Below are 14,916 nucleotides of genomic sequence, written 5' to 3'. Positions count from 1 at the left end.
GTGAGTCCGGAGACGATGAAGGTGTTAGCATCATGAGACTGCCGCGCGAGATCGGACCCATTCACTTCGTCGGGATCGGCGGCATCGGCATGAGCGGCATCGCCGAGGTACTGATCAATCTCGGCTACACCGTGCAGGGTTCCGATGCTTCGGACAATTACAACCTCGACCGCTTGCGCAAGAAGGGCGCCAAGGTCTCGGTCGGCCACGCCGCCGAGAATGTCGACGGCGCCGATGTCGTCGTGGTCTCGACTGCGATCAAGCGCGACAATCCCGAACTGATGGCGGCCCGCGCGCGACGCATTCCGGTGGTGCGGCGCGCCGAGATGCTGGCGGAACTGATGCGGCTGAAGAGCTGCGTCGCGATCGCCGGCACCCATGGCAAGACCACCACGACCACGATGGTGGCGACCCTGCTCGATGCCGGTGGGCTCGATCCGACCGTGATCAATGGCGGCATCATCAACGCCTATGGCTCCAACGCACGGCTCGGGGCCGGCGACTGGATGGTGGTCGAGGCCGACGAGAGCGACGGCACCTTCCTGAAGCTGCCGTCCGATGTCGTCATCGTCACCAATATCGACCCCGAGCATCTCGACCACTTCAAGACCTTCGAGGCGATCCAGGACGCGTTCCGCAATTTCGTCGAGAACGTCCCGTTCTACGGCTTTGCCGTGATGTGCACCGATCACCCCGTGGTGCAAACTCTCGTCGGCAAGATCGAAGACCGCCGCATCATCACCTACGGCCAGAACCCGCAGGCTGATGCGCAGCTCAAGGAGCTGACGCCGATGGGTGGCGGCTCAAAATTCTCGGTCGCGATCCGCGATCGCAAGTCCGGCGCGGTCCATGAGATCGCCGATATCATGCTGCCGATGCCGGGGCGCCACAACGCATCGAATGCGACGGCCGCGATCGCGGTCGCGCACGAGCTCGGCGTGTCCGACGACGTCATCCGCCAGGCCATGGCCGGCTTCGGCGGCGTCAAGCGGCGCTTCACCAAGACCGGCGAGACCAACGGCATCACCGTGATCGACGATTACGGTCATCATCCGGTCGAGATCGCAGCCGTGCTGAAGGCGGCGCGGGAATCCGTCAACGGCAAGATCGTCGCCGTGGTGCAGCCGCATCGCTACACCCGCCTGCAATCGCTGTTCGAGGAATTCTGCACCTGCTTCAACGATGCCGATGCGGTCGTGGTCGCCGAGGTCTATCCGGCCGGCGAGGCGCCGATCGCTGGCGTCGACCGCGACCATTTCACCGCCGGCCTGCGCGCCCACGGCCATCGCAATGTGGTGCCGCTGCCGAACGCGGGCGAGCTCGCGAAGATCGTGCACGGCCTCGCCAAGCCCGGTGACCTCGTCGTCTGCCTCGGTGCCGGCAACATCACGCAATGGGCCTACGCGCTGCCCGGCGAATTGAAGGCGTTGGGGTGATCGTGACCTTCCGCGACATCACGCCCGACCTGAAAGCCGCGATGCCGGAGCTGCGCGGGCGGCTGCTGGCGAACCAGTCGCTGGCGGAGCTGACCTGGTTTCGCGTCGGCGGCCCGGCGCAGGTGCTGTTCACACCGGCAGATGAAGATGACCTCGCCTATTTCCTGAAACGCCTGCCGCAGGAATTGCCGGTCTATGTCGTCGGCGTCGGCTCCAATCTGATCGTGCGCGATGGCGGCATGCCCGGCGTCGTCATCCGGCTCGCGCCGCGCGCGTTCGGCGAGACCAGCGCGGCCGGCGATGTCGTCATCGCCGGCGCTGCGGCGCTCGACAAGCGCGTCGCCGAGGCGGCTGCGGCGGCTGACATCGGCGGCATGGAATTCTTCTTCGGCATTCCCGGCACGGTCGGCGGCGCGCTGCGCATGAATGCCGGCGCCAATGGCGGCGAGACCAAGGACGTGCTGATCGAGGCCACCGGCATCGGCCGCGACGGCGTGAAGCATACGTTCGGCAATGCCGACATGAAGTTCGTCTATCGCAACAGCGGCGTCGATCCGTCCATCGTCTTCACCTCGGCGCGCTTCCGCGGCACGATCACCGATGCTGTGGCGATCCGCGCCCGCATGAACGAGGTGCAGGGCCATCGCGAGACCGCGCAGCCGATCCGCGAGAAGACCGGCGGCTCAACCTTCAAGAATCCGCCCGGCAACAGCGCCTGGAAGCTGATCGATGCCGCCGGCTGTCGCGGCCTCAAGGTCGGCGGCGCACAGGTGTCGGAGATGCACTGCAATTTCCTGATCAACACCGGCAATGCCACCGGGCACGACATCGAGACGCTCGGCGAGACGGTGCGCGAACGGGTCAAGCAAAGCAGTGGAATTGAGCTACACTGGGAAATCAAGCGGATCGGAAATTCATCGTAGTCGTCATTCCGGGGCGATGCGCAGCATCGAACCCGGAATCTCGAGAGTCCGGTCTGGTGCTTCGGACCATCCCGGAATGACGGAAGCAGCGAAGACAGGCAAAGAAGATGCAGGTGACCATTCTGTTCGGCGGCACCAACAAGGAGCGGCTGGTCTCGGTGGCGAGCACGCAGGCGCTGCACCGCGCGCTGCCCGACGCGGACCTCTGGTTCTGGGACGTCGACGACACCGTGCACGCGGTGACGTCGGAAAAACTGCTCGGCCACACGCGTCCGTTCGAGGTCGACTTCAAACCCGACGGTCGCGGCATCGCACTCGACCAGGCGCTCGACAAGGCGGGCGCCGAGCAGCGCGTGCTGGTGTTCGGCCTGCACGGCGGCCGCGCCGAGAATGGCGAATTGCAGGCGATGTGCGAGATGCGCAACGTCGCGTTCACCGGCTCCGGCTCGGCGTCGTCGCATCTGGCGTTCGACAAGCCGTCGGCAAAGCGTTTCGCCGCGATCGCAGGCCTCAACGCGCCGCAGGGCATCAATGTCGAACAGATCGATGACGCCTTTGCGAAACACGGCAAGCTGATTGCAAAACCCGCCAAGGACGGATCGAGCTACGGGCTGATCTTCGTCAACGCGAAGCAGGATCTCGTCGCGGTCCGCAATGCCGCGAAGCATGAAGAGTATCTGATCGAGCCGTTCGTGTCGGGCGTGGAGGCGACCTGCGGCGTGCTCGAGCAGTCCGACGGCTCCGTGTTCGCGCTGCCGCCGATCGAGATCGTGCCGGGGGAGGGAACCTTCGACTACACAGCCAAATACCTGCTGAAGTCGACCCAGGAGATCTGTCCCGGCCGCTTCGCGCCCGAGGTCAGCGCCGCGATCATGGACCATGCGCTGCGGGCGCACCGCGCGCTGTCCTGCACCGGCTACTCGCGCAGCGATTTCATCGTCTCGGCCAATGGCCCGGTCTATCTCGAGACCAACACTCTGCCGGGGCTCACCGCGGCATCACTGTACCCTAAGGCCTTGAAAGCACAGGGTATCGCCTTTGCCGACTTCCTCACCGACCAGATCGAGCTGGCCCGCCGCCGCGTCCGAAGTTAATGCCCGGCCGGGGGGAACCCGCCCTGGTCGGCCGGATGGAACCCGGGCGCTGTTGCTAAAATGCTAACGAGTTCGCGGCAAAGTACTCACGGCGTTGGTCAAAACACGCTCCAGGCCGAAGTCATTTACCCTTTGTTTACCAGGAAGCCCGAAGGTTAACGCTGGCGGCGCATGTAGCGCTTGGCTGCCGGGGCGTGAGCTGTCGCGGATTACCGCTTCGAGGATCGCAACCAGGGAACAGGGGGCCACTCTAATCCCACCGGTCTAGCCGAGACGTGATTTGTGCCGGGACCCGCGGGGTTTGCGGGCGCAACATGTGACGAGCTCGTGCAATGGATGGTGCAGGACGCCTCACCCGATCGCTGCGATCGCTGGGGCCTCAAGCTGACCTGAGAGCAGCCGCTATTGGAGCGGCGGTGCTGCTGCGCGAGTATGTCGGTGCCCATCTCGCGCGCCGCAGGCGGCGTCCCGCCAAGCGGCCGCAAGTCATCATCGATCGCGAGCCGCCGAACCGCTACATCCTGATGGTCGAACGTTATCTGCCGCGCCGCATCGGGCTGGTCGCGACGCTCGCGATCCTGTTCGGCAGCCTGGGCCTCGGCATCGTCAAGGGCGGCCATGTCGAGGAATTCACCACCGCGCTCAGCGATGCCCGCAACGCGCTTGCCAATACCGCCGGCTTCCGCATCACCACCGTCGGCATCAACGGCCGCAAGCAGCTAAGCCAGGACGAGGTGCTCGCGATCGGCGGCGTCAACGGCCGCTCCTCGCTGCTGTTCCTCGACGCCGACACCGTGCGCGCCAAGCTGAAGGCCAATCCCTGGATCGCGGATGCCACGATCCTGAAGCTCTATCCGGGCCGGCTGCAGATCGACATCGTCGAGCGCACCGCCTTCGCGCTGTGGCAGCAGAACGGCCGCCTGTCGGTGATCGCTTCCGACGGCGCGGTGCTCGAGCCCTACGTCTCGCGCCGCTTCCTCAATCTGCCGCTCGTGGTCGGCAAGGGCGCCGACGTCAGGGCCCACGACTTCCTGGCGCTGCTCGACCGTTATCCGCAGGTCCGTTCGGTGACCAAGGCGGCGATCTTCGTCGGCGAGCGGCGCTGGAACCTGCGCCTCAAGGACGGTCTCGACGTCCGCCTGCCAGAGAACGACGTCGGCAACGCGCTCGCTGCGCTCTCCAGGCTCGACAAGGACGAGAAGCTGTTCTCGCGCGACATTGTCGCCGTCGACATGCGGCTGCCCGATCGGCTTATCGTGCAATTGTCGGAGGACGCCGGCAAGGCGCGCGACGAACTGTTCAAGGACAAGAAGTCCAAGAAGAAGGCCGGTGACTCCGCATGACCGGCCTCGATCGCAACCTGACCCCGAAGACCCGCCCGATGCAGAAGCGCACCGCGATGGTGGCTTCGCTCGATGTCGGCTCCAGCAAGATCGCCTGCATGATCGCGCGGCTGAGGCCATCGCCGCCGAACGAGGCGCTGCGCGGACGCACCCATGCGGTCGAATTGATCGGCTACAGCCAGATCCAGTCGCGCGGCGTCAAGGCCGGCTCCGTGGTCGATCTCGCCGAATGCGAGAAGGCGGTGCGCCACGCGGTGGCGTTGGCCGAGCGCATGGCCAAGGTCCGTGTCGAATCCGTCCTGCTGTCGGTCTCCGGCGGCCGGCAGCACGGCCAGCTGGTCGAGGCCGCGGCCGATATCCGCGGCGGCTCGGTGACCTCGGACGATATCAGCCGCGTCACGTCCGCCGGCATGCGCCACGCCGCCGGCGCGGGCCGCACCGTGCTGCACGCGCTGCCGGTCGGCTACGCACTCGACGGCGTCAAGGGCATCCGCGATCCCCGAGGCATGGTGGCGCGCCAGTTCGGCGTCGACATGAACGTGGTGACGTCGGACGCGACGGTTGCCAAGAACCTGATGTTGGTGGTCGAGCGCTGCCATCTCAACGTCGAAGCCATGGCGTCGAGCCCCTATGTCGCGGGCCTCTCGGTGCTGACCGATGACGAGGCCGATCTCGGCGCTGCCGTCGTCGAGATGGGCGCGGGATCGACCACGATCGCGACATACTCCGGCGGACGTCTCGTGCACGCATCCGGATTTGCGCTGGGCGGACAACACATCACGATGGACCTTGCGCGCGGCATCGGCGCGTGCATTGCGGATGCCGAGCGAATCAAGACTTTATACGGCACGGTGCTGACCGGCGGTTCGGACTCGCGCGAGCTGATGTCCGTTCCCACTGCAGGCGATGATCGGGAGACACCGCAAATCGTGTCCCGCGCCACGATTGCGAACATTGTCCGGCATCGCGCCGAGGAGATTTTCGAAATGGTCCGTGACCGGCTCGCGGATTCCCCCTTTGCGGCAGAGCCGAGGGCGCGCGTCGTGTTGAGCGGCGGCGCCTCGCAGCTCACCGGCACCGTCGAGCTTGCCACCCGCATCCTGAACCGTCAGGTCCGCATCGGCCGTCCGCTCGGCTTCGGCCGGCTGCCGAACGAGGCGAAGGGCGCTTCGTTCTCGGTGCCGACGGGCCTCCTGGTCTATCCGCAATACGCACATCTTGAACATGTCGAACCGCGGCGCACGCGGCAGCTCAGGACAGGGACAGACGGTTACTTCGGAAAGGTCGGACGATGGCTTCGCGAGGGCTTCTGATGACCGCACCCCGGCTCACTGCATTTTCACCAGCTCCGGCGGCCAGCGGCCGGGACGAACCAACGCGCGCATAATCGAGAGAGGCAACCATGGCACTCAATCTGACACCCCCTGACATCAGCGAGCTGAAACCGCGGATCACCGTCTTCGGCGTCGGTGGCGCGGGTGGTAATGCCGTCAACAACATGATCACCGCCGGGTTGCAGGGCGTCGACTTCGTCGTCGCCAACACCGACGCGCAGGCGCTGACCATGTCGAAGGCGCAGCGCATCGTGCAGATGGGCACCCAGGTCACCCAGGGCCTCGGCGCCGGTTCGCAGCCCGACGTCGGCGCTGCGGCCGCGCAGGAGGTCATGGACGAGCTGCGCGATCACCTCACCGGCGCCAACATGGTGTTCGTCACCGCCGGCATGGGCGGCGGCACCGGCACCGGTGCTGCACCCGTGATCGCCAAGGCCGCTCGCGAGATGGGAATCCTCACCGTCGGCGTGGTGACGAAGCCGTTCCACTTCGAAGGTCAGCGCCGCATGCGCACCGCCGAGCACGGCATCGCCGAGCTGCACAAGGTGGTCGACACGCTGCTGATCATTCCGAACCAGAACCTGTTCCGGGTCGCCAACGAGAAGACCACCTTCGCCGACGCCTTCGCGATGGCCGACCAGGTGCTGTACTCGGGCGTCGCCTGCATCACCGACCTGATGGTCAAGGAAGGTCTGATCAACCTCGACTTCGCCGACGTCCGCGCCGTGATGCGTGAAATGGGCAAGGCGATGATGGGCACCGGCGAAGCCACCGGCGAGAAGCGCGCGCTGACCGCCGCGGAAGCGGCGATCGCCAACCCGCTGATCGACGACAGCTCGATGAAGGGCGCCCGCGGCCTCTTGATCTCGATCACGGGCGGCAAGGACCTGACCCTGTTCGAGGTCGACGAAGCCGCCACCCGCATCCGCGAGGAGGTCGACGCCGACGCCAACATCATCGTCGGCGCCACCTTCGACGAATCGCTCGACGGCGTCATTCGCGTCTCGGTGGTCGCAACCGGTATCGAGCAGGCGGCGATCGCCTCCCGCGCCCAGGCTCCCGCCGCGCAGCAGTCGGGCGGTTCGCCGGAGAGCCGGCTGGCCGATCTGACCGCCCGCCTGCGTGCCGACAATCAGCGCATGGCCGAACGTGCCCAGAAGCTGGAACCGCCGACCGGCGTGACGGTCGCCCCGATTGCAGCTCCCGCCGCTCCGCAGCAGCGTCCGGCCGTCGAGCGCGCCGCGCTTGCGGCGATCGCCGCCGCGGTTGCTCCCGACAGCGCGCCGGCTGCCCAGGCGCCGATGCAGCCGGCCTCCTACGGTGACGTCACCGTGCGGCCGATTGCCCAGAAGCCCTCGCTGTTCCCGGACCACGAGGCCGCCCGGGCCGAGCAGCATGAGCCGATGCCGCCCGAGACCTTCATCCCGCAGGCGGCGGAACGGTCGCCGGTCCGTGCTCCGCGGATGCCGAAGTTCGAGGATCTGCCGATGCCGGCGCAGGCCGAAATCCGCCAGGCCAGCGGTGACGGCGAACCGGAACACCCGCAGAAGACCCGCCTGTCGCTGCTGCAGCGGTTGGCCAATGTCGGCCTCGGCCGCCGCGACGAGGAGACCGAGCCGCCGATCGCGGCCCGTTCTTCCGGTCCGGCCATGCCGACGATGCCGCCACTGCCCGAGCGCAAGCCGGCCCGAAGCGTCGCCCAGCAGATTTCGGCGAACGAATCGCCGGTATCCGAATATGCAAAGCGCCCTGCGCCGCAGGGTCTGGACGCTCATGGCCGCCAGGCACCTGTTGCCCCAGCGCCACAGGGCGACGACCATCTTGATATCCCGGCCTTCCTGCGCCGGCAGGCAAACTGAAGTTTGTTACAATCTTGGCCACGAAGAAGGCCTCGGCGGGGAACCGCCGGGGCCTTTTCCTTGTCGCGGGCAGGCGATCGCGCCGGATGAACAAGCAACTGATTTTAAATGATTAATTATTCTTTCGGTGGTCAGATGGCGCGTCGCCGAGGACCGCTTTCGCTGCCGTAGTTTGGTTTACCTTGGGCGTGAATGCGGCGGAGATGGGGTAACAATCGGTAAAGAAGCGTGAGTTGGCGCGGTTTAGGGCCGTGACTATGGTCTGCCGTGACTTGGGGAGCTCAAGCGAGTCGGCCTTGGGGAAATTTGGCCACTTGAATTGAGTGAAGTCGGGTAGTGGGCATTATCGAATGAAGTTCAGCCGTCAAACAACGCTTCGGTCGCAAGCCACCGTGACTGGCGTAGGCGTTCATTCCGGTCTTCCTGTCAGTCTCACCATGGGACCTGCACCTGTTGATGCGGGTTTTATTTTTGTCCGCACCGGTCTCGACGGTTCCGACCGCGAAGTCGTGGCCACCGCCGATGCGGTGATCGCGACCGAGTTCGCGACGGTGCTGGGTGACCGCGAAGGGCCGCTGGTTTCGACCGCCGAGCACGTGCTCGCGGCGCTGCGCGGCATGGGCGTCGACAACGCCACCATCGAAGTCGACGGCGCCGAAGTTCCGATCATGGACGGGAGCGCTGCAGCGTTCGTCGCGGCGATCGATCAGGCCGGGATTGTGACCCAGCCCGGTGTCCGCCGCTTCATCCAGGTTTTGAAGCCGGTGCAGGTCAAGATCGGCGAATCGGTTGGCGAGTTGCGTCCGTTCGCCGGCGGGTTCCGCACCGAAGTCGAGATCGATTTCACCAACCAGGTGATTGGCCGCCAGACCTTCACCTTCGATCTGTCGCCGGAAGGTTTCCGCCGCGAGGTTGCCCGTGCCCGCACGTTCGGCTGCATGAGCGACGTGGCGCGGCTGTGGGGTGCAGGCTTCGCGCTCGGCGCGTCCTTCGACAACACCGTGGTGTTCGACGAGGCCCGTCTGCTCAACGCCGAGGGCCTGCGCTACGCCGACGAATGCGCCCGCCACAAGGTGCTCGACGTGATCGGCGATCTGGCGCTGGCCGGCCTGCCGCTGCTCGGCAGCTACCGTTCGGTACGGGGCGGCCACAAGCTCAACAACGCGGTGCTGAAGGCGCTGCTCGCCGACCGCAGCGCCTGGCGGGTGGTCGAATCGGAGACGGCTCGGCGGCCGGCCCGTGGCCATGTCGAAGCCGGTGCAGGCACCGTGGGCGGCCTCGTCGCCCCGGCCTATGGCCCGGACGTGTCCTGATCGCCCAAGTCCTGATCGCCTAGCCGGTCGGGCCCAATTTCCGTAATAACCACAGCAGGCTGTGAGCTTCGCCGGGTCGCCTTATTCCCGGCGGAATGGCTCCGTATTCGGTTGGTCCACGGTCATTTTTCGGCTAAGCAGGCCTGCGGTTGCGAGTAACGGCAGTCAAGGCACTGGAAATATTGCATCCATGACCGCGGTTCATGGGTGGAGTGGGGTCGCCGTTAACCGCATCAAAGGCGTCAGGTTTTACAATTCATGTCGGCAATGCGTATGGCGCTCGAATCACGCAATTCTTCTGACGTCTCCGGCCTGACCAAGGCCGCGCGCACGCTGCGTTTTGCGGCGGGCCTGATTGTGCTGGCCATGCCGCTCAGCGGCTGCGGCACCGGCGCGCTGTGGGACAAGTTCATGGCCAAGGACGACACCTTCGTCGATGAGCCCGCGGACAAGCTCTACAATGAGGGCTTGTACATGATGAACGAGAAGAAGGACCTGAAGGCCGCGTCGAAGAAGTTCGAGGAAGTCGACCGTCAGCATCCCTATTCCGACTGGGCGCGCAAGTCGCTCTTGATGTCGGCCTATTCGTTCTACCAGGCAGGCGACTACGACAGCTGCATCGGCTCTGCCACCCGCTACGTCACGCTGCATCCCGGCAGCCCGGACGCGTCCTACGCCCAGTACCTGATCGCGGCCTCGCATTTCGACCAGATCCCGGACATCTCGCGCGACCAGAGCCGCACCGAGAAGGCGATCGCGGCGCTCGAAGAGGTGGTCCGCAAATATCCGACCTCGGAATACGCCACCCAGGCCAAGTCCAAGATCCAGGCTGCGCGAGACCAGCTCGCCGGCAAGGAAATGGCGGTCGGGCGCTATTACATGGGCAAGCGCGACTTCACCGCCGCGATCAACCGCTTCAAGACCGTGGTCACGCAGTACCAAACCACGCGCCACGTCGAGGAGGCGCTGTACCGCCTCACCGAGGCCTACATGGCGATCGGCATCGCCGGCGAGGCGCAGACCGCGGCCGCGGTGCTAGGCCACAATTTTCCAGACAGCCGCTGGTACAAGGACGCATATAATCTAGTAAAGTCCGGCGGTCTCGAGCCGAGCGAGAATCAGGGATCCTGGATCAGCAGGACCTTCAAGAAGATAGGTCTCGGCTAGGAATTGTCCTCGCATGCTGGCGCGTCTGTCGATCCGTGACATCGTCCTGATCGAACGGCTCGATATCGAATTTTCCCGTGGCCTCGCGGTGCTGACCGGCGAAACCGGCGCAGGCAAATCCATCCTGCTCGATGCCTTTGCGCTGGCGCTCGGCGGCCGCGGCGATGCCGGACTGGTGCGCCACGGCGCCGAACAGGGGCAGGTCACCGCCATGTTCGACGTCCCGAAGGGGCATCCGGCGGCCGGCATCCTGGCCGAGAACGGCCTCGACGACACCGGTGAGATGATCCTGCGCCGCGTGCAGCTCGCCGACGGCCGCACCCGCGCCTTCATCAACGATCAGGCGATCAGCGTGCAGACCCTGAAGGCGGTCGGTGCCGCGCTGGTCGAGATCCACGGCCAGCATGACGAGCGCGCGCTGGTCGACGCCTCCACCCACCGCCAGCTGCTCGACGCCTTCGCCGGACACGAGAAGGAGGTCGCGGCGCTGGAAGCGTTGTGGGATATCAGGCGGACCGCCAATGCCGATCTCGACGAGCATCGCGCCGGCATGGAGCGCGCCGCGCGCGAGGCGGACTATCTGCGCCATGCCTCGCAGGAATTGAAGACGCTGGCGCCGAAGGAAGGTGAGGAGACCGAGCTCGCGGGTCGCCGCACCACCATGATGCAGGGCGAGAAGATCGCAACCGATCTGCGCGAGGCGCAGGAGGCGATCGGCGGCTCGCATTCGCCGGTGGCGTCGCTGTCGGCCGCGGTACGGCGGCTGGAGCGGCGCGCCGCCAATGCGCCTTCGCTGATCGAGCCCGCGGTCAAGGCGATCGACATTGCGATCAACGCGCTGGAAGAGGCCGACCAGCACCTCAACGCTGCGCTGGCGGCGACCGATTTCGATCCGGCCGAGCTGGAGCGCATCGAGGAGCGGCTGTTCGCGCTGCGCGCCGCCTCGCGTAAATATTCGACGCCGGTCGATCTGCTGGCTGCGCTGGCGGCGCAATATGCCGGCGACGTCGCGCTGATCGATGCCGGCGCCGACCAGCTGAAGAAGCTGGAAGCGGCCGCCGGTGAAGCCGACAAGCGCTATGCGGCGGCTGCCGCCAAACTGTCGGCGGCGCGCACCAAGGCCGCCGAGAAGCTCAACAAGGCCGTCAACGCCGAGCTTGCGCCGCTCAAGCTCGAGCGCGCGAAGTTCATGACCCAGGTCGAGAGCAACGCGGCCGCGCCGGGGCCGCAGGGCATCGACCGTGTCGAGTTCTGGGTGCAGACCAATCCGGGCACCAAGCCGGGGCCGATGATGAAGGTCGCCTCCGGCGGCGAACTGTCGCGCTTCCTGCTGGCACTGAAGGTCGTGCTGGCCGATCGCGGCTCGGCGCCGACCTTGGTGTTCGACGAAATCGACACCGGCGTCGGCGGCGCGGTGGCCGATGCGATCGGCTCGCGGCTGGCGCGCCTTGCCGGCAAGGTGCAGGTGATGGCGGTGACACACGCGCCGCAGGTCGCCGCCCGCGCCAGCCAGCATCTCCTGATCTCCAAGGACGCGCTCGACAAGGGCAAGCGGGTCGCCACCCGCGTCAACGCGCTCGCCGCCGACCACCGCCGCGAGGAGATCGCGCGCATGCTGGCCGGCGCCGAGATCACCGCGGAGGCGAGGGCGGCCGCGGAACGGCTGCTCCGGGCGGCGACAGCGTAATCTCTCCCCTCGTCATTCCGGGGCGATGCGAAGCATCGAACCCGGAATCTCGAGATTCCGGGTTCATCGCTGCGCGATGCCCCGGAATGACCACCTCAGGTACAGATCGACTCGTACAAGTCATTCCACTGCGGATTGCTCGCTTCGATCAATTGCGTCTTCCAGGCTCGCTTCCACTTCTTGAGCTCCTTCTCGCGTGATATCGCGGAGATCGGGTCGTCGTAGATTTCGAACCAAACCAGCTGCGTGATGTTGTATTTGGACGTGAAGCCTGGGACGGCCTTCATTCGATGTTCGTAGACCCGCCGCACGAGATCGTTGGTGATCCCAACATAGATTGCTCCGTCTCGTCGACTTGCTAGAATGTACACGTAGTACGACATGAGCCCCATTTCCCACACAGTCATTCCGGGGCGATGCGAAGCATCGAACCCGGAATCTCGAGATTCCGGGTTCGGTCCTGACGGACCGCCCCGGAATGACGAAAAACTATAGCGCGCCCGTCGCATGGCTAAAGCAGCAAAAAAGAAAGAACTCTCCGACGTCGACAAGCTCACCAAGGCCCAGGCCAAGGTCGAGTTGATGCGCCTTGCGCTCGAGCTCGAAGGTCACGACAAGCGCTACTATCAGGACGATGCGCCGAGCGTCACCGACGCCGAATACGACGCGCTGCGGCAGCGCTACAATGCGATCGAGAAGCGCTTTCCTGAATTCGTCACCGCGGAATCGCCGTCGCAGAAGGTCGGCGCCGCGCCGTCGGGGCGCTTCCGGAAGGTTCGCCATTCGCTGCCGATGCTGTCGCTCGACAACGCGTTCGCGGAAGCCGACGTGGTCGATTTCGTCGGGCGCATCACGCGCTTCCTCAAGCTGCCGGATGACAAGATCGATTTCTCGGCCGAGCCGAAGATCGACGGGCTCTCGATGTCGCTGCGCTACGAGGGCGGCGAACTCGTCACCGCGGCAACCCGCGGCGACGGCGCCGAGGGCGAGGACGTTACCGCCAACATCCGCACGCTCGAGGACGTGCCGCAGAAGCTGAAGGGCCGCGACGTGCCTGACATCTGCGAGGTGCGCGGCGAGGTCTACATGACCAAGAAGGCGTTCCTCGCGCTCAACGAGCGGCAGAAGGCGGCCGGCGACACCATCTTCGCCAATCCGCGCAATTCGGCGGCCGGCTCGCTGCGGCAGAAGGATCCGACCATCACCGCCTCGCGGCCGCTCGGCTTCTTCGCCTATGCCTGGGGCGAGATGAGCGCCATGCCCGCGGATACCCAGACCGGCATGATCCACTGGTTCGAGCGGTGCGGTTTCAAGACCAATCCATTGACCAAGCTGTGCCACTCGGTCGAGGAGCTGATCGCGTTCCATCGCAAGATCGAGGAGCAGCGCGCCGAGCTCGACTACGACATCGACGGCGTCGTCTACAAGGTCGATCGCATCGACTGGCAGGAGCGGCTCGGCTTCGTGTCGCGCACGCCGCGCTGGGCGATCGCGCACAAATTCCCGGCCGAGCGCGCCATGACGGTGCTACGCGACATCGAGATCCAGGTCGGGCGCACCGGCTCATTCACGCCGGTCGGCAAGCTCGAGCCGGTCGGTGTCGGCGGCGTGATCGTGCAGAACGTCACGCTGCACAACGAGGACTACATCAAGGGCATCGGCAACAAGGGCGAGGTGCTGCGCGAGGGGCGCGACATCAGGATCGGCGACACCGTGGTGATCCAGCGCGCCGGCGACGTGATCCCGCAGGTCGTCGACGTCGTGATCGACAAGCGGCCGAAGAGCGCGAAGGAGTTCCACTTCCCGAAGAAGTGCCCGTGCCCGCTGCACACCGACGTGGTGCGCGAGGAGACCGCGGCCGGCGAGGAGGGCTCGCGCGCCCGCTGCACCGGCGAGTTCGCCTGTCCGTTCCAGAAGGTCGAACACCTCATTCTGTTCGTGTCGCGCCGCGCCTTCGACATCGACGGTCTCGGCGTGAAGCAGTTGCAATATTTCTTCGACGAGGGATGGGTCAAGGAGCCGGCTGATATCTTCACGCTGCAAAAGCGCAACGCGAAGCTGAAGCTGGAGGACATCGAAGGCTACGGTGAGACCTCGGTGCGCAATCTGTTCGCCGCGATCGACAGCCGCCGCAGGATTGGCCTGGAGCGCTTCATCTACGCACTCGGCATGCGCCATGTCGGCGAGACCACCGCGCTGGCACTGGCGCGCGGCTATGGTTCCTGGGACGCGTTCCACGAGGCCTGCCTCAAGGTCGCCAAGGGCGACGAGGAAGCGATGGCGGAGATGGATGCGCTCGACCAGATCGGCGACACCGTGATCAGGAGCATCGCCGACTATTTCGGCGAGAGCCACAATCGCGGCATCGTCGAGCGGCTGACCGGCGAGCTCGACGAGATCATCGACGCCGAGAAGCCGAAGAGCAATTCGGCGGTGGCCGGCAAGACCGTGGTGTTCACCGGATCGCTCGAAAAGATGACACGTGACGAGGCCAAGGCGAGGGCCGAGCGGCTGGGCGCCAAGGCGGCCGGCTCGGTGTCGAAGAAGACCGACTATGTCGTCGCGGGGCCGGGCGCCGGCTCGAAGCTTGCCGAAGCGCAGAAGCACGGCGTCCAGGTGCTCACCGAGGACGAGTGGCTGAAGCTGATCGGGGAGTAGGGTTGTCCGTCATTCCGGGGCGCCTCGAAGAGGCGAACCCCAGGTGCGCGATTGCGCACCGGGGAATCTCGAGATTCCGGGTTCGATGCTGCGCATCGCCCC

General features: G+C 65.7%; 11 protein-coding genes and 1 pseudogene. 11 read left to right on the top strand and 1 reads right to left on the bottom strand.

Translation table 11 applies throughout. The features are described 5' to 3' along the window. Positions 1-32: 32 nt before the first annotated feature. The 10 genes and pseudogenes from murC to recN all read left to right on the top strand — a co-directional run bounded on the left by murC (position 33) and on the right by recN (position 12,156). Entirely contained in the window at positions 33-1,436 is a 1,404-nt protein-coding gene (murC, locus tag ACVIHF_RS24145) for a UDP-N-acetylmuramate--L-alanine ligase (RefSeq protein ID WP_253607554.1), read from the top strand. Positions 1,437-1,438: 2 nt separating this feature from the next. Beyond that, positions 1,439-2,359, top strand: coding sequence for a UDP-N-acetylmuramate dehydrogenase (gene murB, locus ACVIHF_RS24140; protein WP_456781859.1), 921 nt, complete (start codon positions 1,439-1,441; stop codon positions 2,357-2,359). A 107-nt stretch (positions 2,360-2,466) separates the two neighbouring features. Further along, positions 2,467-3,453 (top strand): D-alanine--D-alanine ligase family protein, encoded by a 987-nt coding sequence (locus ACVIHF_RS24135; protein WP_092088695.1) that lies wholly within the window; start codon positions 2,467-2,469, stop codon positions 3,451-3,453. Between the two features lie 68 nt (positions 3,454-3,521). Further along, positions 3,522-3,846 (top strand): annotated as a pseudogene (locus ACVIHF_RS24130) (D-alanine--D-alanine ligase); the annotation flags it as partial. Further along, positions 3,786-4,796 (top strand): cell division protein FtsQ/DivIB, encoded by a 1,011-nt coding sequence (locus ACVIHF_RS24125; RefSeq protein ID WP_057015001.1) that lies wholly within the window; start codon positions 3,786-3,788, stop codon positions 4,794-4,796. The pseudogene ACVIHF_RS24130 and the gene ACVIHF_RS24125, both read left to right, overlap by 61 nt. Next, positions 4,793-6,109, top strand: a complete 1,317-nt coding sequence (ftsA, locus tag ACVIHF_RS24120; protein ID WP_028332543.1) for a cell division protein FtsA — start codon at positions 4,793-4,795, stop codon at positions 6,107-6,109. Before ACVIHF_RS24125 ends, ftsA begins: the two co-directional genes overlap by 4 nt. A gap of 89 nt (positions 6,110-6,198) precedes the next feature. Continuing rightward, the gene (ftsZ, locus tag ACVIHF_RS24115) at positions 6,199-7,989 is read left to right on the top strand and encodes a cell division protein FtsZ (protein ID WP_092088690.1); all 1,791 of its coding nucleotides are present in this window, start codon (positions 6,199-6,201) and stop codon (positions 7,987-7,989) included. A 350-nt stretch (positions 7,990-8,339) separates the two neighbouring features. Next, on the top strand, positions 8,340-9,302 hold the full coding sequence (gene lpxC / locus ACVIHF_RS24110) for a UDP-3-O-acyl-N-acetylglucosamine deacetylase (RefSeq protein WP_168858441.1): 963 nt from the start codon (positions 8,340-8,342) through the stop codon (positions 9,300-9,302). 258 nt (positions 9,303-9,560) lie between these two features. Next, positions 9,561-10,469 carry an outer membrane protein assembly factor BamD gene (locus ACVIHF_RS24105; protein WP_028332540.1) on the top strand — a complete coding sequence of 303 codons (909 nt, stop codon included), beginning with the start codon at positions 9,561-9,563 and terminating at the stop codon, positions 10,467-10,469. Positions 10,470-10,482: 13 nt separating this feature from the next. Continuing rightward, entirely contained in the window at positions 10,483-12,156 is a 1,674-nt protein-coding gene (gene recN / locus ACVIHF_RS24100; RefSeq protein WP_456779578.1) for a DNA repair protein RecN, read from the top strand. 95 nt (positions 12,157-12,251) lie between these two features. Here the strand turns inward: recN and ACVIHF_RS24095 are convergent, their stop codons facing one another. Continuing rightward, positions 12,252-12,539: a GIY-YIG nuclease family protein gene (locus ACVIHF_RS24095; RefSeq protein ID WP_057015104.1), complete on the bottom strand. Its 288-nt coding sequence runs from the start codon at positions 12,537-12,539 to the stop codon at positions 12,252-12,254. Between the two features lie 124 nt (positions 12,540-12,663). Between ACVIHF_RS24095 and ligA the strand changes: the two genes are divergently transcribed. After that, positions 12,664-14,814, top strand: coding sequence for an NAD-dependent DNA ligase LigA (ligA, locus tag ACVIHF_RS24090; RefSeq protein WP_456792665.1), 2,151 nt, complete (start codon positions 12,664-12,666; stop codon positions 14,812-14,814). Positions 14,815-14,916: the final 102 nt, after the last annotated feature.

The organism is Bradyrhizobium sp. USDA 4506 (genome assembly GCF_054058795.1).
The sequence above is the reverse complement of the archived record's forward strand: the minus strand, read 5'-3'. Positions and strand labels throughout refer to the sequence as shown.

Bases quoted from the DNA above. Each gene is read 5' to 3' on its own strand.
- murC (WP_253607554.1), top strand. From the start codon at position 33: ATGAGACTGCCGCGCGAGATCGGACCCATTCACTTCGTCGGGATCGGC.
- ACVIHF_RS24135 (WP_092088695.1), top strand. From the start codon at position 2,467: ATGCAGGTGACCATTCTGTTCGGCGGCACCAACAAGGAGCGGCTGGTC.
- ACVIHF_RS24125 (WP_057015001.1), top strand. From the start codon at position 3,786: ATGGATGGTGCAGGACGCCTCACCCGATCGCTGCGATCGCTGGGGCCT.
- ftsA (WP_028332543.1), top strand. From the start codon at position 4,793: ATGACCGGCCTCGATCGCAACCTGACCCCGAAGACCCGCCCGATGCAG.
- ftsZ (WP_092088690.1), top strand. From the start codon at position 6,199: ATGGCACTCAATCTGACACCCCCTGACATCAGCGAGCTGAAACCGCGG.
- lpxC (WP_168858441.1), top strand. From the start codon at position 8,340: ATGAAGTTCAGCCGTCAAACAACGCTTCGGTCGCAAGCCACCGTGACT.
- ACVIHF_RS24105 (WP_028332540.1), top strand. From the start codon at position 9,561: ATGTCGGCAATGCGTATGGCGCTCGAATCACGCAATTCTTCTGACGTC.
- recN (WP_456779578.1), top strand. From the start codon at position 10,483: ATGCTGGCGCGTCTGTCGATCCGTGACATCGTCCTGATCGAACGGCTC.
- ACVIHF_RS24095 (WP_057015104.1), bottom strand. From the start codon at position 12,539: ATGTCGTACTACGTGTACATTCTAGCAAGTCGACGAGACGGAGCAATC.
- ligA (WP_456792665.1), top strand. From the start codon at position 12,664: ATGGCTAAAGCAGCAAAAAAGAAAGAACTCTCCGACGTCGACAAGCTC.